Annotated in this window: 21 protein-coding genes and 1 tRNA gene; 7 read left to right on the top strand and 15 right to left on the bottom strand. The window is 58.6% G+C overall.

All coding sequences use genetic code 11. From position 1 onward, the window contains the following. The first annotated feature begins 102 nt into the window (after positions 1–102). Entirely contained in the window at positions 103–792 is a 690-nt protein-coding gene (locus tag QO231_RS15115; RefSeq protein WP_316778046.1) for a GntR family transcriptional regulator, read from the top strand. 342 nt (positions 793–1134) lie between these two features. On the opposite strand, the gene QO231_RS26155 is transcribed toward QO231_RS15115, so the two are convergent. The 8 genes from QO231_RS26155 to QO231_RS15075 all read right to left on the bottom strand — a co-directional run bounded on the left by QO231_RS26155 (position 1135) and on the right by QO231_RS15075 (position 9537). Then, a complete protein-coding gene (locus tag QO231_RS26155; RefSeq protein WP_394356606.1) occupies positions 1135–1473 on the bottom strand; it encodes a serine O-acetyltransferase in 339 nt (112 codons plus the stop codon). Between the two features lie 323 nt (positions 1474–1796). Beyond that, the gene (locus tag QO231_RS15105) at positions 1797–2828 is read right to left on the bottom strand and encodes a glycosyltransferase family 2 protein (protein WP_316778040.1); all 1032 of its coding nucleotides are present in this window, start codon (positions 2826–2828) and stop codon (positions 1797–1799) included. Positions 2829–3080: 252 nt separating this feature from the next. Further along, positions 3081–5240: a DUF1996 domain-containing protein gene (locus QO231_RS15100; RefSeq protein WP_316778038.1), complete on the bottom strand. Its 2160-nt coding sequence runs from the start codon at positions 5238–5240 to the stop codon at positions 3081–3083. Between the two features lie 451 nt (positions 5241–5691). Then, on the bottom strand, positions 5692–7176 hold the full coding sequence (locus QO231_RS15095) for an inorganic phosphate transporter (RefSeq protein ID WP_316778034.1): 1485 nt from the start codon (positions 7174–7176) through the stop codon (positions 5692–5694). A 60-nt stretch (positions 7177–7236) separates the two neighbouring features. Then, positions 7237–7719: an NUDIX hydrolase gene (locus QO231_RS15090; protein WP_316778031.1), complete on the bottom strand. Its 483-nt coding sequence runs from the start codon at positions 7717–7719 to the stop codon at positions 7237–7239. Positions 7720–7960: 241 nt separating this feature from the next. Beyond that, entirely contained in the window at positions 7961–8989 is a 1029-nt protein-coding gene (locus QO231_RS15085) for a trans-3-hydroxy-L-proline dehydratase (RefSeq protein ID WP_316778028.1), read from the bottom strand. A 70-nt stretch (positions 8990–9059) separates the two neighbouring features. Then, positions 9060–9135: transfer RNA gene (locus QO231_RS15080), tRNA-Ala, on the bottom strand. Positions 9136–9210: 75 nt separating this feature from the next. After that, positions 9211–9537, bottom strand: a complete 327-nt coding sequence (locus QO231_RS15075) for a TIGR02300 family protein (RefSeq protein WP_316778026.1) — start codon at positions 9535–9537, stop codon at positions 9211–9213. A gap of 55 nt (positions 9538–9592) precedes the next feature. On the opposite strand from QO231_RS15075, the gene QO231_RS15070 reads away from it, so the two are divergent. Then, a complete protein-coding gene (locus tag QO231_RS15070) occupies positions 9593–10321 on the top strand; it encodes a M48 family metallopeptidase (RefSeq protein WP_394356605.1) in 729 nt (242 codons plus the stop codon). A 46-nt stretch (positions 10322–10367) separates the two neighbouring features. Beyond that, a complete protein-coding gene (locus QO231_RS15065; protein WP_316778023.1) occupies positions 10368–11018 on the top strand; it encodes a GntR family transcriptional regulator in 651 nt (216 codons plus the stop codon). 10 nt (positions 11019–11028) lie between these two features. Here QO231_RS15065 and QO231_RS15060 read toward each other — a convergent pair whose 3' ends face one another. The 4 genes from QO231_RS15060 to pyk all read right to left on the bottom strand — a co-directional run bounded on the left by QO231_RS15060 (position 11029) and on the right by pyk (position 14576). After that, complete coding sequence (locus QO231_RS15060) at positions 11029–12288, bottom strand: adenylate/guanylate cyclase domain-containing protein (RefSeq protein WP_316778020.1); 1260 nt, start codon at positions 12286–12288, stop codon at positions 11029–11031. A gap of 119 nt (positions 12289–12407) precedes the next feature. Then, positions 12408–12773 (bottom strand): 50S ribosomal protein L20, encoded by a 366-nt coding sequence (rplT, locus tag QO231_RS15055; protein WP_316778017.1) that lies wholly within the window; start codon positions 12771–12773, stop codon positions 12408–12410. 15 nt (positions 12774–12788) lie between these two features. Beyond that, entirely contained in the window at positions 12789–12989 is a 201-nt protein-coding gene (gene rpmI, locus QO231_RS15050; RefSeq protein ID WP_316778014.1) for a 50S ribosomal protein L35, read from the bottom strand. Between the two features lie 141 nt (positions 12990–13130). Then, positions 13131–14576, bottom strand: a complete 1446-nt coding sequence (gene pyk, locus QO231_RS15045) for a pyruvate kinase (RefSeq protein WP_316778011.1) — start codon at positions 14574–14576, stop codon at positions 13131–13133. Positions 14577–14699: 123 nt separating this feature from the next. On the opposite strand from pyk, the gene QO231_RS15040 reads away from it, so the two are divergent. From QO231_RS15040 to QO231_RS15025, 4 genes are all read left to right on the top strand, one after another. Beyond that, a complete protein-coding gene (locus QO231_RS15040; RefSeq protein WP_316778008.1) occupies positions 14700–15434 on the top strand; it encodes an N-formylglutamate amidohydrolase in 735 nt (244 codons plus the stop codon). Positions 15435–15529: 95 nt separating this feature from the next. Next, positions 15530–15769: a DUF6868 family protein gene (locus QO231_RS15035; protein WP_316778005.1), complete on the top strand. Its 240-nt coding sequence runs from the start codon at positions 15530–15532 to the stop codon at positions 15767–15769. A gap of 51 nt (positions 15770–15820) precedes the next feature. Next, the gene (locus tag QO231_RS15030; RefSeq protein WP_316778003.1) at positions 15821–16135 is read left to right on the top strand and encodes a DUF1244 domain-containing protein; all 315 of its coding nucleotides are present in this window, start codon (positions 15821–15823) and stop codon (positions 16133–16135) included. 42 nt (positions 16136–16177) lie between these two features. Continuing rightward, entirely contained in the window at positions 16178–17185 is a 1008-nt protein-coding gene (locus QO231_RS15025) for an LLM class flavin-dependent oxidoreductase (protein ID WP_316778001.1), read from the top strand. Positions 17186–17282: 97 nt separating this feature from the next. Here QO231_RS15025 and QO231_RS15020 read toward each other — a convergent pair whose 3' ends face one another. The 3 genes from QO231_RS15020 to QO231_RS15010 are packed head-to-tail and all read right to left on the bottom strand — an operon-like array spanning position 17283 to position 20816. Beyond that, complete coding sequence (locus tag QO231_RS15020) at positions 17283–18779, bottom strand: heme biosynthesis protein HemY (RefSeq protein ID WP_316777998.1); 1497 nt, start codon at positions 18777–18779, stop codon at positions 17283–17285. 10 nt (positions 18780–18789) lie between these two features. Further along, positions 18790–20022, bottom strand: coding sequence for a COG4223 family protein (locus tag QO231_RS15015; RefSeq protein ID WP_316777995.1), 1233 nt, complete (start codon positions 20020–20022; stop codon positions 18790–18792). A gap of 53 nt (positions 20023–20075) precedes the next feature. Next, a complete protein-coding gene (locus QO231_RS15010) occupies positions 20076–20816 on the bottom strand; it encodes a uroporphyrinogen-III synthase (protein ID WP_316777992.1) in 741 nt (246 codons plus the stop codon). Between the last annotated feature and the right edge of the window lie 69 nt (positions 20817–20885).

Raw genomic sequence — 20885 nt, 5'->3', positions numbered from 1 at the left:
CGAACGCAAGATGCGCGTGCCTTGTGAGTGTGCCCTGCCCCTGTCTATACATATAGACCTACCGATAATATGCTTATGCAAATAACAAGGGCAGTGGCCGTCATGAGGACGACGTTCCGAGATGTTAAGTCTGACATCCTGGCAAAAATCACGCTTGGCGTATGGGGGCCGGGCACGCTGATACCCAACGAGGTTGATCTCGCCGAAACCTATGGCTGTGCGCGGGCGACGGTCAACCGGGCGGTGCGCGAACTGGCCGACGAGGGTATCGTGGAGCGGCGGCGCAAGGCCGGAACGCGGGTGCGAAATGCCCCGATCCGGCAGGCCCGCTTTGATATTCCTGTGGTCAGGGACGAAATTGAAAGCCAGAATTCGGAGTATCGCTATTCCCTCGTCAGCAGGGAGATCGGCATCGCACCCGATTGGCTGCGGGCTCGGCTGGCCATGGGACCGCAGAGCAAGGCAATCCATCTGATCTGCATGCATTACGCCGACGGTGCCCCCTATCAGTTCGAGGATCGCTGGATAAATCTGGATATCCTGCCAATGGCAAAGGATGCGGATTTTGCCATGACCGGACCGAACGAATGGCTGGTATCAACAATTCCCTTTTCAAATGCTGAGATCAGCTTTTCGGCCTCGGTCGCGGACGAACAACTCGCCGGTCACCTGGGATGCCTGAGCGGCCAGCCCCTTTTCACCATCGAACGCTCGACCTGGTGGGAGAAAAAACCCATCACCTTTGTACGGTTGTTCTTTTGCCCGGGCCATCGGATGACGACCAGATACTGAATTCCAACAGGTGCCGCGGCCGATGGGTCAAGCATCGACATATCGGCTGTGCAAGACCCGACGTCGGATACGCCATGCCATCCGTTGGCGGAACCGAGCCGCCGACCGGATCGCGATCACATACAGCCGCCAGATTGGCGCTGATGCCGACACCGTGGCCTTCAAATCGAAAGACCACCGTAGCTGGCACAGCGACCGGACAAGAGTTGGTTGCGATTGGCGGCAGGCTGCCAGAGCAGTGAAGGCAGGGCAAAGGCGTGAGGGTATGCGGAATGCGCAGGAGCGGTATTTCAGACGAGTTTGGCGTCCCTTTCCCACATGACACCCCGTCCTTTCCACTTCCTATATCGAGAGGATCGTCGATTGTTGCGGAAGGGGTCCTGCTACAGTCTCGTCCGATGGGTGTTCGTCACGCATCAACTTTCGGACCCGGCCAATAACTCGGGCAGGTATGCCGCCGACGACCATGCCCGGTGCCACATCGCGGGTTACCACAGCATTGGCACCAATGATTGCGCCGTTTCCGATGCAAACCGGGCCTACGATCACGGCGCCCGCTCCAATCTCAACGCGATCGCCGATGATGGGCCGGTCGTGCAGCGCGTCCTTGCGCGCGATCCCAAATGTCGTGTTCTGGCGGATCGTTGCGTCGCTTCCGATGCTCTGTGCCACCAGGATCATACCACCGAAATGCTCCAGACAGACGCGGCGGCCAACCTGAACCGAATAGGGAAGGAGGATCCCGGTCGACCGCGAAACCCACCGAAACATGATAGCGTAGATCAGCGTCATCGGTGCGCGAAGAAGTTTGGGCAGACCCATGCGCCAATTGCCGAACCGGTGCCAGAAAAGCACCCAGAACCCTTCCGAGAACCAGTCCCGACCATGGGTTCGGAAATCTTCCGCAATCAGCGCGCCAAGACCGATGGTGTCCGGATTGCCGTTGTGCGCCCCCAGGGTGCCGACCACACTGGCATGCCTGATCACGCGGCGGGGTAAACACGTCATCGGGTTCCCGGCCCCAGAAAAAGCGGTTTCATGACCAGACGGGAAAAGTCTCGGAAGAAGAGCTTTGGCATCTGCTGGTGCTGACCCCGAAGGGCTGCCAGAGGCACGTTCAAGGCTGCGCCTGCCATCCAGCAAAGCCCGGCTCGAATCGCGCCACCCCTGCCGCTCGTCTTGAGGTAGTAAAGGCGCCAGGAGTCGTACCAGTATGCGGGGCGTCTTTCTCGGACGGGCTGATCGGACTTGATGTTGGTGCACATTCCCTCGGCATGACGCACAAGCGCAGCGGGTACATAGAGAACATCATGGCCGTGCTGTCGAATACGCCACATCAGCTCGACCTCTTCATAGTAGAGAAAGAAGTCGGGATCGAAGCCGCACATGTCACGAAGTACCTGAAAGCGGACCAGCATCGCGGCCCCCACCACCCAATCAACCTGCCCTTCGGGATGGTTGGGCGGAAGCGGCACCAAATCGCCGCGAAAAAGGCGGGTGACAGGTCCGAAATTGGCTGCCTGAGCAAACTCGCTGCGTGCGGATGGAAAGCGAAATGCAGCCGTAACCGGCTGCCCAGTGGGTAGTGTAACGGCTGCACCGGCGACTGCAGCTGTGGGCGTGGCATCTAGCCGATCCGACAATATTGCCAGCGCCTCATTTTCCAGCTCGGCATCGGGATTGAGGAAGAACACATAGTCAGGTGGATCGGCTCGGCCGCCAAGATAATCCAGCACCACATTGTTGCCGCGCCCAAATCCGAGGTTCGTGTCTTCTAACCATAGTTTGACGCGATCCCCCCAGCCTCTCTGGGCGTGGCGCGCGGCGAGTACAGCCGCATCGTCTCCTGGGGACGCATTATCGACGACGTGAAGTTCCACCTGGCGTCCGCCGTGTACGCGCGTCAGAACGCTTTCGATCGCAGCCATGGTCAGTTCCGCAGCACCAAAGTTCACGATGACAACCGCGATGGTTGTTGTTGCTGGCTTTGAAACGCGGTGGGTGTGATTTGGCGGGCGCAGGGGCTGCTGCAACATGGAACGAAACTACATAGAGAGGAATACCAGAAGTGGTCTGCCCGATACCAACGTTCAAGCGCCAACGTCCAGATACATCGTCAACAAATACCTACTGACGTCGCGATAATTCCAAGCGCCGCTGGCAGTTGGACCTCTGCCTTCACGGCTTGCAATCTTGACACTCTCGTTTGCATCACGGCCGTACTTGCCGTTGCCCGCATTTCCGGATGCTGATGCCCATTCGCAGGACGAAATCAATGGGTCTGGAACTTAGTGATGTTCCAAATAGTCTGAAACCACATATCCTGAACTTCCATCAATGGTTAGACCAACCCAGGTGCGTCCGTTTTGCGCATAAGACGTGGACCAAGCAGGTACTCTTGCGATTGTACCAGCCGGCAGAACTCTTAATACTTCACCGCCGGGCGAAGCACGCAGGTTTAGATTTGCCGTTGTGATAATGGTTTCGCCACTGCGGAACGTTGCAATACTTGGGGAAGGCGCAACACCATCCGGGGCGCCCAGCCCTTGCGCCCAGGCCGCTTTCATGAATTTTCTCAGAGCATTGGCTTCGGCATTGAGGGTCTCTCTCTGAATGCTGAAGTATGGGCCCAAGCCCACGATCACCAACGCGTAGTCACCGATAGCATCCGGAAGCTGTACACCCAACTGCTCTGCTTCGGCCCATCGCTGCGCGGCCGTTGATCCAAATTGTATGGACTGCGCAACAGATTGACCGCCAGAATCAAATGCGGGTTTGTACAGAAACTCAAGCCAGCCATGGGTTTGACTGTTGCCGCTGAAGACATGGGGTGTGCCAGGCGCTGTAGGCGTACGGACGCCAAGACCGGCGGGGCCATAGTCTTTCGCCACGTCCCAGGCAACATCCCTAAGATAAGCCGCTTGGGCATTTGTCACCTGTTGTGAATCCGGGTTGAAGCGAATTGGCTGTTCGTCCGGGTCACGTCCAAACACCGTCGCGTAGGCGAGGCTGGCAATGCCATAGTTGCCAATGGCGCTCAGGTGCAGATTATCGGAGAAAAGCTCGTTCACGCTGCTGATTCCAACGGCGTTGCCGGCGGCCAGGTCCTGTATCACACGAGAGATGAATTCATAACTCGGAATAATATAGACAGGGGGCTGACCAGGGAGGCGGCTCGCATTCAGCTGGTCACGCAGTTCTTCAAACGCTTTTCGGTGCTCCAACAACTTCTCGGCATATCCGTTCGAGGAATCAAAACTCGGCCAATTGCCGTACAGCATGACCTCCGCTCGTGACGCGGCGGGAGCCAAAGTGCTGACGCGAGTTGGAACCGGTTTGCTGTTTTTCATTAGCATGGAAGGCCAGCCTTCCAACGCCGCGGGCGTCGGGTCAACGCCGTCGGCTATCTTGAAATAGTCATAGACCCGATCGCCATTTGGAGCAAAAAACTGATCCTCCCAGTGACTGTGCAAACCGGGACCACATTCACGGACGCCGTCGCGAACGCAGTTGGACATGATCAAAGCGGCTTCCGGTGTCCAGCCGGCCATGTAGTCCGCGTGAATTGTGGTTCCTTTGGGCGCATTGTTCATCAAATCGGACGCGAATCGCCAGTCAGATTCGAACGGTACGCCGCTCCAGTTCAAATTCTGTGTAAGCTGTGGAATTGTGTACGGATGTGAGGCAGGACAATTGCCGGACGAATAGGCGACGTGGCTGGTTCCGCCAGGGCTGGTCAGGACCGGCTTTCCATTGGCGTCAACCGCGACACAGTCAGGAAACCGTATTTCGATGGATAGTCCGTCATGGGGGAATACTCGAAAGGTTGCCGACCAAATCTCCTGTTCGATCGCGCTGACAGCAACGCCAGAAGAGCCCAGAACCTTATCATTGGCGAGTATCTGAAGCCCTGCGGGAATGGGTCGGATCTTGCTTCGGTCCAACACCCAGCTCTTGTAATAGTTGTTGATGATTGTTGGAAGTACGACGTCGCCTGCCTCGTTGAAGAGTGCCGGAATCCAATAGGCAGACCTGTTGGTGATTCCGCCGTCGCAAGACGTGCGCCCTGAATTGATGATGCTTTCCGCGGTACTATGAGCATCTACATCAGTGTTGCCGAAAAACATGTGTAGGTGCGCCGCCCCTTCTTGGCCGGGATACACCACAGGGTCATCATATGAATAGTGGGTTGGCACACAAAAAAAGCGAAATCCGTGGTGATCCAGATTGCCTTTGCCCCCCTGAGGCGCGGGCATAGAGCTTTTGGCCGTTCCCCGTGTCACCACGTAGTTGTAGTCAGACGGAACTGACGCTGCCTCTGCTGCAGATACAAGGTTCAGGCCATCAGTCACTGGGGCTTCAAGTGAGGACAGAAAGAAAACAACTGCCAATGCGCCAAAAACAGACGTCTTGGTGCGCCAGAAACCTTCGTTGGTACTCATGAACATAATACGATCCAAGAGCTATTGGAGCCCCGCCCTTCGGGGCAAAATTGCAGCATTTCTTGGGTGTTTTGTCAACGGCGGCGCCGGCGTCAGACGTTGTTGGGAAGAGCAGCACTCGGCAGATCGGTGATCTTGTCGCAAGAATGGATGGTGGGAATTCATGTCGCAAATCCAGGGTGTTGTCTTCTGCGCACAGGCAGGCGGGCCCTTGGAAGAATAGAAAAACCAGGAATGGGCTGGCTTACAATCTCGTGATGCAGCTCTGAGGGATGCGGCAAGTTCTTGCTCACAGGATCCCACCGCAAATTCCGATCCGCAATACGCAGCAGGTCAGTGCAGTGCCGCGAGGCCTCTATGCGTTTCACGTCAAACCTGATCCGCCAAACGCAGCCTGAAGTCATATATTTCAACGCGTTAGGTGACAGCAGATGGCCCAGGTCAAACGTGAAACGCTTTAGGCCACGAATGTGTTGATCAGATAGAAGAAGATCGCCGACAACGCCGCAGCGGCTGGAACCGTTATGACCCAAGCCGCAATGATGGTCATGAAATGGGACCGGCGCACCAGTTTGCGACGCCGGCGCTCCTCCGGGGCGTATTTGGGGCGATCCGGCATCTGCAGGCGCGCCTTGTGGATGCGGCGCTCCGCATCCCACTCGCGAAAGAACCCGACGCCAAATACACCCCCAACAGCGATGTGAGTTGAACTGACCGGCAGGCCAAGCCAGCTGGCCACGATCACCGTGACCGCCGCCGACAGGGCCACGCAATAGGCGCGCATCGGGTTGAGTTTGGTAATCTGACCGCCAACCATGCGGATCAGTTTCGGTCCGAACAGGAACAGGCCAAAGGATATTCCGAAGGCACCGATAATCATGACCCAGGTTGGGATGCTGATGGCATCCCCGATATCGCCTGATTGTGAGGCATGGACGATCGCGGCAAGCGGTCCGACAGCGTTTGCCACATCGTTTGCGCCATGGGCAAAGCTGAGCAGCGCTGCCGACACCACCAACGGAATGCCAAACAGCGTCTTGAGCGATTTGTTCCGGTTTTCGAGCCCAACCGATTGCTTTCGAATGATCGGAATCATCAGGGCCCAGATCACGACGCCAATGACGACGCCGATCGCCAAAGCCGATGACATGTCCACCTTGATGATCTTTTTCAGCCCCTTCAGGGCAAGATAGGACGCAAATGCACCCGCCATGATCCCCACGAGGACCGGCACCCAGACCCGCGCGGCGGCGATCTTGTCGTCGCGGTAAATGATCCGGGACTTGATCAACCACAGGAACATGGCCGCGATGGCCCCACCCAGAACCGGTGAAATTACCCAGCTGGCTGCAATTTTGCTCATGGTTGGCCAGTTGACTGCGGCAAACCCGGCGGCTGCAATGCCCGCGCCCATCACGCCACCGACAACGGAATGCGTCGTGGATACCGGCGCACCGATCCATGTTGCCAAATTGACCCAGAGAGCGGCCGACAGCAGCGCCGACATCATTGCCCAGATAAACACAGAAGCCGTGCCTATGCTTTCTGGCGCTATGATACCCTTGGCGATCGTCGCCACGACATCACCGCCTGCAATCAACGCGCCTGCGCTCTCAAAGACGACCGCAATGCCGATGGCCGCGCCCATGGACAGCGCCTTGGCGCCGACCGCCGGGCCCATGTTGTTGGCCACATCATTGGCACCGATGTTCAGGGCCATATAGGCTCCGAGACAGGCGGCGATGACAACGATCAAGGGGTTGCTGTTCTGCCCAAAGAACGACATTGCGGCGATGCCGGTCAATAGAATGAAACAAAGCGACACGCCCAGACCCACCATCGGGCGCGATACGTAGCTTGTTGCCATTTCAAGGTTGGAATAGCGCGCAAGATCGCGATCAAGCGTTTCGAGGTGGCGCGGATCGCCCTGCTTTTCATTCATATGAGTCATCTCCCGTCCGAGAAAGATGACTAGCGCTTCTGCAACGCAAATGCCAACAGTTCAGGATTGGCTTGGGGAAATTGCCTGATGTCTGCGGAAGATTTGTTTCAATTCTTCTTCGTTCACCATCTCAGCAGCGGTGCCCGCGTCGACCCACATTCGTGTGCGTTCATTTGATTCCGGAAATTCATCCAGCAGTTCGCCGACAGAAACCGAATAGACCAGCGTCTCGACCGGGGTCGCCCAACCGGTCGCGTGCCGCTTGTCATAGGTATAGACGCCTACGGGTTCATCCGCAGCTTTGCTTCCTGTTACGCCGGCTTCTTCCCACGCTTCGCGCAGGGCCGTCTCGTTCGATTTGAGACCTCTGATCGGCCATCCTTTCGGGATGATCCAACGGCCCGTATCCCTGCTGGTGATGAGCAGGTACTTCCTGTCAGCGCCGTCACCACGATGGCACAGCGCTGCAATCTGCAACCTCTTTGGACGTTGCAGCAAGGGACCGGGAAAGAACTCCCAAAAGGAATGGAAGGTAGAAATCATTTTGAAAACACTCGACAATTCTTCTTCGTTTGAGAACCAATATAGTCCAAATCGCAGGATTTACAAATTTCGGGGTTATCGGGGCGGTGTTTCTTGCCCATTGCTGCGCCAGATCCTGACATCACAGGGTAACGCGGTCAGGGACTCGTTGCTGGGCGGTTCACGGGCCGAGATGCGCTGGCGCCATGTTTGGCTGCGGCCCTCATGCCCCGGCATGAATCTTCACTCGCTGGGCGGGGTTTCACTTCGCGCCCCAGGTATCCGAGAGCCGATAGCCGTCCGGCCAGGGATCGGACGGGTCAAGCATGTGTTGGTGAATGCCGGTAATCCACCCACGACCAGAGATCTCCGGCTGAATGGCGGGCTGTCCGCCAACCGTCGTTTCACCGAGAATTTGCCCAGAGAACGTCGATCCGATCAGTGAGCGGGCCATCAGGCGGTCGCCGGTTTTCATGATCCCGTTTGCGTGCAGGACAGCCATGCGGGCCGAAAGCGCCGTGCCAGTGGGAGATCGGTCCACCTTGCCCGGTTGGATCGCGACGGCGGCACTGGTTTGCAACCCGTCAGCGCCCTTGGTCAGCGGACCCGCGAACAGGCAGAATGAAATGTGTCGCCAGTCTGGGTTTTCCGGGTGTTGGAAACCCAACTGGGTATTGGCAGCATTGGTGATTCTCACACCCAGCGTGGCGATGTCGTGCGCTTCGTTCTCTGCCAGGGTGAACCCGAGCGTGCTGGCGTCGACGATGACAAAACTGTCGCCACCATAGGCTGTATCGACGGTCAGCGAGCCGAGCCCATCGACTTCGAGCGACTCGCCCAATCTTGACGCGAAAGACGGCAGGTTCTGCACATAGATCCGCTCCGCCTTGCCGTTCCGGCAGTCGGCGCGCACTTGCACCAGCCCGCCGGGAGCCTCGAGCAGCAGATGGGTTTCAGGCTCCTGCATGTCCACCAGACCGCCATCCAGCAATACGGTTGCCACACAGATCGCGTTTGAACCCGACATCGGTGGCGTGTCCTCTGGTTCCATGATGATCCATGCGGCCTGCGCCTCCGGATGTTTGGGTGGCACCAGCAGGTTCACATGCCGGAACACCCCGCCGCGCGGTTCATTGAGCACAAAGTTGCGCAATGTCTGATCCCGGGCGATCCATCGGCTCTGTTCCCAGATCGTCTTGCCGGGAGGCGGCAGGACACCGCCAACGATGACATCGCCGACTTCGCCCTCGGCGTGGGCTGAAATCACATGGACGGTCTTGATAGAGCGCATGGCAAGTAACCTTCACTGCCCGGTATCATACCATAGGAGCGTTCGGTCATCACTTTGAACTGTCGGGATTTGGTGGAGCCTAGGAGGATCGAACTCCTGACCTCTTGCATGCCATGCAAGCGCTCTCCCAGCTGAGCTAAGGCCCCAAAACCGTGCCGTGGTGTCTAGGCGCTAGAACGGGCGGGATCAAGTGAAAAAATCCCGCCCGCAGCATTATCGGATCAGTCTTCTTCCTCGACAGGGACGTCGGCGATTTCCTCGAGCGAGACATCATCATCATCGTCGTCTTCCAGAAGGTCATCGTCCAGATCGACATCAACGGTGTCGTCGTCATCTTCCAGTACGGCGTCATCGCCGCCGCTCGCCTTCTTTTTTGCCTTCAGTGTTTCGGCGTCTTCGGAGTCGGCCGAAATCATCCGGCTCTTGCCCGCGACGATTTCAACGATGTCACCCGTGTATGGGCTGACGATCGGGTCTCTGTTCAGGTCGTAGAACCGTTTTCCGGTTGTCGGGCACAGGCGCTTTGTGCCCCATTCTGCGTTGGGCATGTTTATCCCCTTGATAATCTGCTGAGTCGCATCGACGATTCCGGTCACGTGCCATATGAGATGGGCACTGTCAAAGGCTTTAGTCCCAGTTGGAGTATGTAACATCGCAGAACATGTCCTTCCCGGCGCGCCACCCGTGGCTCTGACGCTCAGGCGATCGGGGCGGGCACGGCGGATCAGCCTGCGAATCTCTCAGCTTGATGGTCGGGTGACTCTGACGCTTCCGGCGGGTGTGAAAGAGGCCGAAGCCCTGGCATTCGCGGCATCCAAAGCCGAGTGGATCCGTGGGCATCTGGACAACCGGCCCGACGAAATGCCGGTGGAGATCGGGGCCAGCCTGCCCATCGAGGGGGCAGAGCACAGGATCGTGTCGACGACCGGGCGACGGGTGGTGCAGCGCGACGGTGCGCTTGGCGTCCCCGAGGATGCAGCAGGGCGTCGACTGCAGGCATGGCTGAAGGGGTTGAGCCGGGACCGGCTCGTGGCGGCCAGTGACCACTATGCTGACCGTCTGGGGCGGTCCTACAAGCGGATCACCCTGCGCGACACCCGCTCTCGCTGGGGATCTTGTACATCTGACGGAGGGCTCATGTTTTCCTGGCGCCTGATTCTCGCCCCTCCCAAGGTCCTGCGCTATGTGGCGGCGCATGAGGTCGCGCATCTTGCCGAGATGAATCATTCTCCCAAATTCTGGGCCACGGTCGAGCGTCTGTATGGCCCATGTGACTCAGAACGGCGTTGGCTGCGCCGCGAGGGCGCAACGTTGCATCGGTACAAGTTCTGAGACGCAGCCCAGTTGACCTGCCTGGGATTTGTGATCACAAAGAGCCATGATCACGACACGCCCCACGGAATCGCCACTGGTTGCCGCCCATGATCGGGTGTACCGGACCTTACGTGCGCGGATCATGCATGGGGAAATCGCACCGGGAATTGCACTGACCTTGCGTGGCATCGGCAAGGAATTTGACGTGTCCATGACGCCCGCTCGGGAATCGGTACGCAGGCTTGTCGCCGAAGGTGCACTGTCGCTGACGGCATCTGGCCGTGTGTCCACGCCCGAACTTTCGAGCGAGAGGATCGAGGAGTTGGCCGCCTTGCGGGCGTTGCTTGAGGTCGAACTTGCCAGCCGGGCGCTCCCGCGCGCTCATATCGCGCTGATCGATCGACTGCAGGCTATCAATTCCAACATTGCCGATGCCGTCGCGGCGCGCGATGCCGTCGGCTACATCCGCACAAATCTCGAGTTTCATCGAACGCTATACCTACGTGCCCAGGCACCCGCGATGCTTGCGATGGCAGAAACCGTTTGGCTCCAACTGGGGCCGACAATGCGGTCGCTATATGGCCGTCTGCGGCGCACTGAGCCTCCGCATTTTCACAAACTCATCATTTCCGCGTTGAAGGCCGGGGATGAACCGGGCCTCAGGCTGGCGGTGCGATCTGATGTAACACAGGGATTGCGCATGCTGACGGGTTGAGACTGTTAGGTCATGCTGGCCCGGACAGTAGTAAGAACGTTTCCCGTGTCCTGTGTCCTGGAATGTCGATTGCACCACAGTGCGACACCTTGTAGCCGGGGCCGATCAGGTCGACGGTTTCGTGGCTGATCTGGATGTTTCCCGTCGGACATCCGCTTTCGAGCCGACTGGCGATATTCACGGTATCGCCCCAAAGATCAAAGGCAAATTTTCGTACGCCGATGACTCCGGCCACGACAGGTCCGGAATGTAGCCCGACCCGCAGGTCAATCTCCACCTTCCATTCGCGACGGAATTGATCAAAGGCGACCTGCATGTCCAACGCCAGATCGCAGGCTGCCCGCGCCGCCTTTTCCGGATCGTCGGCTTGGTAAAGCCCGGACGCCGCCATATAACCGTCACCAATGGTTTTGATCTTTTCAACGTCATGCGACTCGACCAGCATGTCAAATTGAGAGAACAGATCGTTCAGAAGGTCGAGCACTTCGCCTGGTCGCAAGTTGCGTGCAAGGGTCGTGAAACCGACGATATCCGCGAATAGAACCGTTGCGCGGGGGCAATAATCCGCAATCCTTTGCTCCTGGTTATTCAATCGCTCAGCGATCGATTCCGGTAGGATATTCAATAGCAACTGGTCGACCCGAGCCTTCTCGGCGCTCAGTTCTTGCTCCAATTCGAACGAGCGACGCCGAGCCGAATCCACAATGAAGGCGGCCCCCAATGCAAAGGCCGAACTGCCTCCAAGCCAGTTGATCAGGTTTTTGACCTCGATACTGGTGGCACCGCCAAACTGCGCACCCAGAATGCCCACGAGCGCCATACTGATCACAGTCAACAGGGCTTGAACGAAGCTGAAGCAGACGATGGGGATGAACACCATCACTTGAATATAGCCGGGTACGGTAACCAGAAAGCCGTTGGCGTGACCGGCCTGAATGAAGACCAAAGCTAGCGAAAAGGACACAAACAGACCGCAAGTGATCCACGCGATGGCCGTTGGGGAAGCGGCGATGCTGCGAAAGCGAAAAGCAATCAGGGCCGCGCCAATCAACGCGGCGACGAGCAAGCGAACCGGAAGTGTATTCGCCACGGCGTCAGGGTCAAAAAGCAGATCATTGGAAATGAAGGCCGGTACTGCAACCATGCCGGCAAGGCCACCAACTTGCAGGATCTGCACGATCCGACCGGATACCGAATGCCGATAGGCGGCCTCCTGTGCTGGCGGAAACCGCAATCTTTGCCGTGTCACACGCCTTGCGATGCGGTTCACTCCAATTGCTTGTATACGGATTCTTTTCCTATCGTTGGTCTGATCTCAACGCAAATCGCCCGGCGGTCCGATGACTGCCGGGCGAATGCAATACTTGATACCACAAGAGCGGCGAGTGGTCAGGCGACCAGCGCGGCCTGTGCCTTGGCGACGATTGCGCCGAATGCATCGGGCTCATGCACGGCCAGGTCGGCCAGAACCTTGCGGTCAACCTCGATACCGGCCAGCGTCAGACCGTTGATAAAGCGGCTGTATGTCAGCGCTTCATCATGGCTGCGGACAGCGGCGTTGATCCGCTGGATCCACAGCGCGCGGAAGCTGCGCTTGCGCTGCTTGCGGTCACGGGTTGCGTATTGGTTCGCCTTGTCGACGGCCTGCGTCGCAACCTTGAAGGTGTTCTTGCGACGACCGTAATAACCTTTGGCGGCTTTGACGATTTTCTTGTGACGGGCGTGCGTGACGACACCGCTTTTTACTCGTGCCATGTGATCAGCCTCCTATCAGCGGTCGTAGGGCATAAAGCCCTTGACGATTTTCGCGTCGGGGGCAGAAAGAGTGGTTGTTCCACGGGCGTCGCGGATGAATTTTCTGGTGCGTTTGATCATGCCGTGGCGTTTGCCAGCCTGACCTCCCAGAACCTTGCCGGTCGCCGTCACCTTGAAGCGCTTCTTGGCGCTTGATTTGGTCTTCATCTTGGGCATTTCCGTCTCCTTGTCTTCGGGTCGGTACAATGCACGACTCGGCATGCCACTTTGGCCGGTCGCGCAATCAGAGGCGTCGTCTACGCAAACCAGACGCATCTGGCAAGAGCAAAAGTGGCGCTGATGTCCTTGCGGTGCGAACTATTCCGGGTCGGTGCTGAAGATCAGCCGTTCATTACAGGGCGCTACGCGCAGAATGTTCGTGGTGCCGGGAACATTGAAGGGCACACCGGCGGTGATCACGATCTGGTCGGTCTCTGTTGCAAACCCGACTGCTCGCGCGGCGCGGGCTGCATTGACGACGGCACTCTTGAAGCGCTCCAGTTCCGGTGTCATCAGGCAGGTGCAGCCCCAGGTGAGCGCGAGGCGTCGTGCCGTTCCCAGTTGGCTGGTCATTGCGATGATCGGAACACTGGGACGTTCGCGCGCGGTCAGCAATGCGGTAGTGCCGCTTTGGGTGAAACAGCAGATTGCCTTGATATCGGTTGTCTCGGCAATCTCGCGCGCCGCGGCAACGATACCATCGGCGACACTGCTGCCTTTGACATTGCGCGATGCGGCGATGATCTGGGCATAGGTCGGATCGGCTTCGACCTCGACTGCAACGCGGTCCATGGTTGTCACGGCTTCGATCGGAAACTGGCCCGCGGCCGATTCCGCGCTGAGCATCACGGCGTCGGCCCCTTCGTAGATCGCGGTGGCGACGTCGCTGACCTCGGCGCGTGTCGGCATCGGGCTTTCGATCATGCTTTCCAGCATCTGCGTTGCCACGATCACCGGTTTCGCCGCTGCGCGGCATCGCCGGACCAGACGCTTCTGAATCGGTGGAACCGCCTGTACGGGCAGTTCGACGCCAAGATCACCGCGCGCGACCATGACACCGTCACAGGCATCGAGAATGTCCTCGAACCGATCTACGGCCTTGGGCTTTTCGATCTTGCACATGATCGAAGCACGGCCTTTGACCAGAGCGCGGGCTTCTTCAACGTCCTGTACCCGCTGTACAAAGGACAGGGCCAGCCAGTCTACGCCCAGCTCGCAGGCGAACTCCAGATCGCTGAGATCCTTTTCCGACAAGGCGGCAAGCGGTAGTTCCACGTCTGGTACATTGACGCCCTTGTGGTTGGAAATGGTGCCCCCGGCAATGACCGAGCAATTGGCAAAATCGGGCCCGCACTCTTCGACGTTCAGCCGGATCTTGCCATCATTCACCAGCAGGGAAACGCCGGGAACCAGTGCCTGAAAAATCTCCGGATGCGGCAGGCACACGCGACTCGCATCCCCATCTGTCGGGTCAAGGTCCATGCGAAACATGTCGCCCGGCGCCAACTCTTCGCTGCCATCTACAAAGTTTCCAACGCGCAGCTTTGGGCCCTGAAGATCGGCGAGAATGGCGATCGGGCTGTCCAGATCCTTTTCCACCTGGCGGATGTGGGAGTGCTTTTGGCGGATCTCGTCCTGCGTGCCGTGGCTCATGTTCAGGCGGAACACATCGACGCCCGCCTCGTGCAGAGCCCGGATCATTTCGTAGGTTTCCGAAGCCGGCCCCAGCGTGGCCACGATTTTTACATTGCGCAGGCGCTTCATTCTGTCCAAATCCTTCGTATCAAGTCATGTTACCGCAAACAAATCAGTGGCCTTATGCCTCAATTCCCATTTGCGGGCAAGCTGTTGCACGCCTATAGCTGGCGTCAAAGAGATGACAGGCAGATGACATATACACCGTTCTATATCCTTGGTGAAACGCGGCCCGCGCGCTGGCTGATTACCTGCGACCATGCCACCAATACCGTGCCCCCACAGGTCAATGGTGGCGATCTTGGCCTGATGCGCGAGGATATGGAACGCCACATTGCCTATGATGTGGGGGCCTACGATGTCGCCCAGCACCTTGCGGTCGCTCTGGACGCTCCGGTGATCGCGTCAAACTTCTCGCGACTGGTGATTGATCCCAACAGGGGCGAAGATGACCCAACACTTCTGATGAAGCTCTACGACGGTTCCATCATTCCGGCCAACCGGCACGCGGATGCAGCCGAAATCGAACGCCGTCTGAACCTCTGTTATCGCCCCTATCACGACGAGCTTGCCCGCATGGCGGCGCTGCCCCACGCCGTGATCCTGTCCGTGCACAGTTATACCCGCCAATTGCGCGGGCGTGCGCCCCGACCCTGGGAAGTCGGTGTGCTTTATGCCGATGACGACCGTCTGGCGCGACCCTTGATCGACCTGCTGACTTCGGAAGGACTGAGCGTCGGCGACAACGAGCCCTATTCCGGGCACCTTCCGGGGGATTCGATCGACAAGCATGCGATTGGTCCGGGGCGTCCCAATGTGCTGATAGAACTCCGCAACGATCTGATTGCAGATCATAGTGGTCAGCGCGAATGGGCCGAACGGCTGGCACCGATCCTGCAGCGCGCACTTGAGGAGTCGGGACTCTGAAAAGGCTGCATCGAGTCGGCATTCTTGATGAAGGGCGCTTTGATGCCCATATGAACAGTGTCTGCAATCAGAGTATCCAGGAAAGCTGAGGCGTCATGACCATCGATACGCTCACAACCTTTTTCGGCTGGCTGGCCGTGATCAATATCGGCTATCTGATGGTTGCCACTCTGGGGATTGTCGGAATGCAATCGTGGATGGCCAGCATTCACCAGCGTCTGTTCGGGCTTGAAGAGAAGGAGCTGAAACGCGCATATTTCAATTGGCTTGCGACCTACAAGACACTCACGCTCATCTTCACCGTTGCACCCTACATCGCGCTCAAGCTGATCTGACAGGCAGTTTCAGAGCGCGTCGTTTCAAATTCAGACAAAGAAGGGTTTCCCATGGACGCACAGACAGAAATCGAACTTCAGGCCGCAGCCTTTCGCCGGTTGCAGAAACACCTGATGCAGGATCGCACGGATGTGCAGAATATCGACCTGATGAACCTGGCCGGGTTTTGCAGGAATTGTCTGTCGCGCTGGTATCAGGAAGCCGCCAATGAAAAAGGCATCGACATGGACAAGATGCAGGCGCGCGAAATTTTCTACGGCATGACGATGGACCAGTGGAAGTCCGAGTACCAGACCGAGGCCAGCGACAAGACGCAGGAGGCCTTCAAGACTGCCTTTGCGGAGAATGTCGGCAAAGACGGATAACTCTACACCTCTTCACGTTGCCCCTCACGCAAGGACCGTCCGGTGCCCCGCTATTCTGTACTTGATCTTTCACCGATCGTCGAAGGCGGCTCGGCTGCGCAGTCGTTGCGCAACACGCTGGATCTGGCACAGCATGCCGAACGCTGGGGGTATACACGCTATTGGCTGGCCGAGCATCACAACATGCCGGGTATCGCAAGTGCCGCGACCTCGGTCGTCATCGGGCATGTGGCAGGTGGAACCAGGACCATCCGGGTCGGATCTGGTGGCGTGATGCTTCCGAACCATGCGCCGCTGATCGTTGCGGAACAATTCGGAACCTTGGCGACACTCTATCCCGGACGGATCGATCTGGGAGTCGGGCGGGCACCCGGAACCGACATGCAAACCGCGCGCGCCTTGCGCCGTGGAATGGACCAGACCGACAGTTTTCCGCAGGATGTCATCGAATTGCTTGGCTACCTGGACGAGGCGTCCCCAAACCAACCGGTCCGGGCGGTTCCCGGAGAGGGCACCCACGTGCCGGTCTGGATACTCGGCTCCAGCCTCTATGGCGCACAACTGGCGGCGCAACTGGGGCTGCCTTATGCCTTTGCCTCGCATTTCGCGCCTGCGGCCCTCGCCGAGGCTTTGGATATCTATCGGGATCGGTTCCAGCCGTCGCAGTTCTCCGAGGCGCCCTATTTCATGTTGGCGGCAAATGCCTTTGCGGCGGATGACGCTGACACCGGCACATACCTGAAAACCTCGATGCAGCAGGCGTTTGCGCGCCTGCGCAGCGGACTGCCCGGGCCACTCCCGCGTCCGGTCCGCGACATTACTCAGGTTCTGGACGCCGGATTGCTGCGCATGGTCGATCAGGCGATGCAATGCTCGGTCGCTGGAACCGCCGATCAGGTGCGCGCTTCGATGACGAGGCTTGTTCAGCGGTATAAACCTGACGAGGTCATCGTAAATGCGCCCATCCACGACCACACCGCGCGATTGAAGTCACTGAAAATTACGGCGGAGGTGATGCAATCCTTCACCGATGCGCGACGAACTGGCTAAGGCGCGCCTGGGCTCTACACCTGGCAAGAGTGCGCATGGGCGCGGATGGTCCGTTCATCCACCAGCGACCTTGTTTGCTGTAGTCCACCGGATCCTGTCAGGTCGCAGGCTTGTCCTGTGGCATTCCTGCAATTTCGGTATCTGGAGCGTCTTCCACGTCTGTTGCATCCGAGTCCGCATCGAGGATTTCGGCGTCGGGAACAATGTCTACCGGCTCCGGCCCTTTTGCAATCAGCGGCAACAGATGAGCACCCGTTGCGCTGCTGATTTCCGGTGTCTGCGGGACCTTCCATGCAAGCGTGTCAAAGCTCTCGCAGCTTTCGCAAACCGGTGACCAGACCCCGTGGATATGATTGCAGTTCTCGCAGACCCATTGCGGACCGCGCGGCGCGTTCAGCGCCTTGGTCAGCCAGCCTTGCACCACGGAGTCCGGCGCACCTTCGCCGCGCTCGATCGCGGCCATCAGGGTCAATGCCCGCGCATCCGCCGCCGTTTCTGCCAGATCGCCCAATGCCCGGCGTGCCTCGGGAAAGTCCTCGGCCACGATATTGAGTTCCGCGCGGACCAGTCGGGTTTCCGGATGTTGGGGCCTGATGTTTGTCAGGGTGCCAAACCGTTTGACGCGTTCTGCTGCCGTTTCCGTGGGCTTTATCTCTGCAAATGCGGCGGCCAGATCCGGGTGTGGCTGGGCATCCCATGCCTTTTTCAGAACCCTGATCGCCTTTCTCGGCTTGTCCGCAGCGATATAGGACCGCGCGGCCATTGCCGCCGCCGGAACCAGGTCGGGAGAAAGACGATTGGCTTCAATCGCCTGTTCCTGCCCTTCAATGCTGGTGCCTTCAGCGATGATGTCCTGAGCCTCGGAGAGCGCCAGAACTGCTTCGCGCCGGGTCACTACATCGCGGGGCAGGCTGCCGGATTTCAACTTGGCATTCAACGTGTTCCGCGCACCGCTCCAATCGCGTGCCTGCGCCTGCAGCTTGAGCAGGACATCCTGCGTTTCCTCGTGGCGCGGTTTGAGTTGAAAGGCCTTTTCCGCCAGTTTGCGAGCGGTCGCGGTATCGCCCTCCGACAGCTTTTGCTTCATGATCCCGCGCACCCCGACGAAACGGGTGCTGTCGTTCTGAATCAGTTTCTTGTAGGTTTCCGTCGCCTTGTTGGTATCGCCGGCCATCTCGGCTGCCTGCGCCGTCAGCAGGTTTGTAAGCTCTGGCTTCTGAAGGTATTTTTCCGCTTTCGCAGCCTTGGACATGGCCTGTTTCGCTTCGCCCGATGCAAGTGCCAAGAGGCCATCAGACAGCGCTTCGAATCCCTTTTTCTCGCGGTTCCTGTCGAAATAGCGTGACAACGCCGTTTCATCTCCGTTGAGGAAATGGAGCGTCGCGACGAGCAGAGACAGAAGTTTCAGGCCAAGCCAGACCAGAATCACCAGTACCGCGGCGGCCATGACCGATTGCAGCGGGCCAAGTGTGTATTCGGTCCCGGCCAGTGTGATTTGAACCCCACCTTGGGATTCCATCAGATAACCGGCACCCAGGGCGAGCAGCGCGACGATCGCGACAAAGATCAGAATCTTTATTAGTGACCAGAGCATGGCAGGTCCTTCAGTTTGAGTTCAGGCTGGCAGCCAGAGAGTCGGCGGCGGTGACCGCAACCTGTCGCGCATGCGCCCGGTCGACCCAGGTGCTCATGGCTGCCTGCGCAGTGTCAGGCAGCGTGGCAATGTCGTTCAACGCTTCATCAAGGCGACCATCGGCAACGGCGGCTTCGGCACGTGACAGGATGGCATCGGCGTCGTCACCCTCGCGCGGTTCGACCGAACGCGCGCCCAGCTGGCGTTTGAGGAAAGACCCGAGGCCGCGATCGTCGGTACTGCGTTCTGCCCTCGCCGCGGCCAGGGCGGTGCGCGCTGCGGGCGGAAAGCTGTTGTTCAGCGCAGTCAGTGTCGCGACACCATCCGCAGCGGATCCGGCCAGATCGGCGGGAACCTCTACTCCGGCAGCCGTCAGTTCTTCGGTTTCCGCAGCAAACGGCGATCCGGCATCCAATGCCGCTCGCAACTGCGCCATGGTCGCGCGATTGGCCGCTTGCTGGGCTGCCTTTGCGGCGTTGGCTTCCAATTGGCCGGCTTCGTCCTTGATCGCACGGGCATCGGCAATCAGGCCCTCGACCTCGCTGCGCTGCGTGGCCATGGCCTTTTGCAGATCGGCCAGTTCTTTCTCGTAGGCGGCGATCGCAGCCTCGGACACGCCTTCGGAAATTGGCCGTTTCGCAACTTCGGTCAATCGCTTGTCCATGTCCGCAAGATCGGCGCGCATCGAATCGATCCGGTCGCTCAGCGGTGCGACCTGCGCGGTCAGATCGGTGATGCTGGTCTCAACCGGCCCAAGGTCCGGTATGACGATGGCATCGACCTTGTCACTGACTGCGGAAATGTTCTCTGTCTGGGTCGCGAGACCGGATTGCAATTCGGAGAGTTCGCCGGACACGTCCTTGGAACTCAGGAAATCGGGCAAATAAGGTTCGATGACATCGGACCGCGCGGCGATGAAGCCAAGGCAGGCGGCCACGATACCGCCGAACAGAGCCGATCCGAAGCCGCTGCGGGTTTCGATGATCTTTTCCTTTTCCACGACGGTGCGCTCGGCTTGGGACGGTGTATTCTGATGGTCATCAACCGGATCGGGTTCGGCCAGGTCAGCGGGTGTGTCCACCTCGACCTCAGGCGTGTCCGTTTCCGCGCCACTATCCGCAGACTCCGCTTCGACATCAATCTTGTCGGGTTCGGTTTGGCCGCCGGTTTCCTCGTCGTGTTCGGGCGTCTTCTTGTCAGCCACCGTGTATTACCCCTTTGATTCTCAAATCAATCATACCCAAGACCTCTTGAATGTTACTGCGCACCCCCGCCACTCTCAACCCGGCAGTGTCGTTGGGCAAGCATTTCAATAGCAGACACCATACTGGCAGCATTCGGGTGCTTGGCAACCGATAGTGATGAATGTGCCATGCCAGACAGGGGTTCCGCGACCGCCTCGCTCATCGCGACAAGGTGCAAATGCTTGATTTCGGGGCATTGATTGACAAATTGACGCGCTGTACGCGGTGAAAAGATCGGAGCGATCACAAGGGCACTTTCGCGCAGAATCGCAAGAATCTTGTCGTTGATCGGCAGCAGTTTCTGTTCGTAAACCACATGCCGCGTCGTCCGGCACCCGGCGTGACAAAGCCGTTCTGCAACCTTGCCGCGCGTGTGTCTGCCGCACAGATGCAGCAATGGGCCGCAGGTATTGGATTGGATCAGAGTGGCGACGAGTTCATCCGCGTTCTCGCCAATCGCATCCACGCGCCAACCGAGACGCGCTGCGATCCGGGCTGTTGCCGCGCCAACGCAATACGCTGGTATTGCAGTGTTTTGGTCAGGCGCGGCTGCTGACCGCGCGCCGTTGGCGGAGGTAAAGATCACGCCCGCAACGTTTTCCAGGTTTGCGGTTTCACCGCAGGTCTCGATCTTGAGAAGCGGCGAAACAACGGGTGTCACACGTTGCAGGACATCGGCGGGCAGTTGGCGCAGGAACCGCTCCGCCTCGGCACGCGGGCGGGTCATCAACAAGGTCGTCGCAGGATCAGACATCAACACGCACCGGGATTGTTTGGCAACGCATAGGGTGATACCCCCCGACAGGACAGGGTGCAATGATCA

The sequence above is a fragment of the Sedimentitalea todarodis genome (assembly GCF_032595355.1).
Classification (GTDB): Bacteria; Pseudomonadota; Alphaproteobacteria; order Rhodobacterales; family Rhodobacteraceae; genus Sedimentitalea; species Sedimentitalea todarodis.
This window is presented reverse-complemented; position numbering and strand designations above follow the sequence as displayed.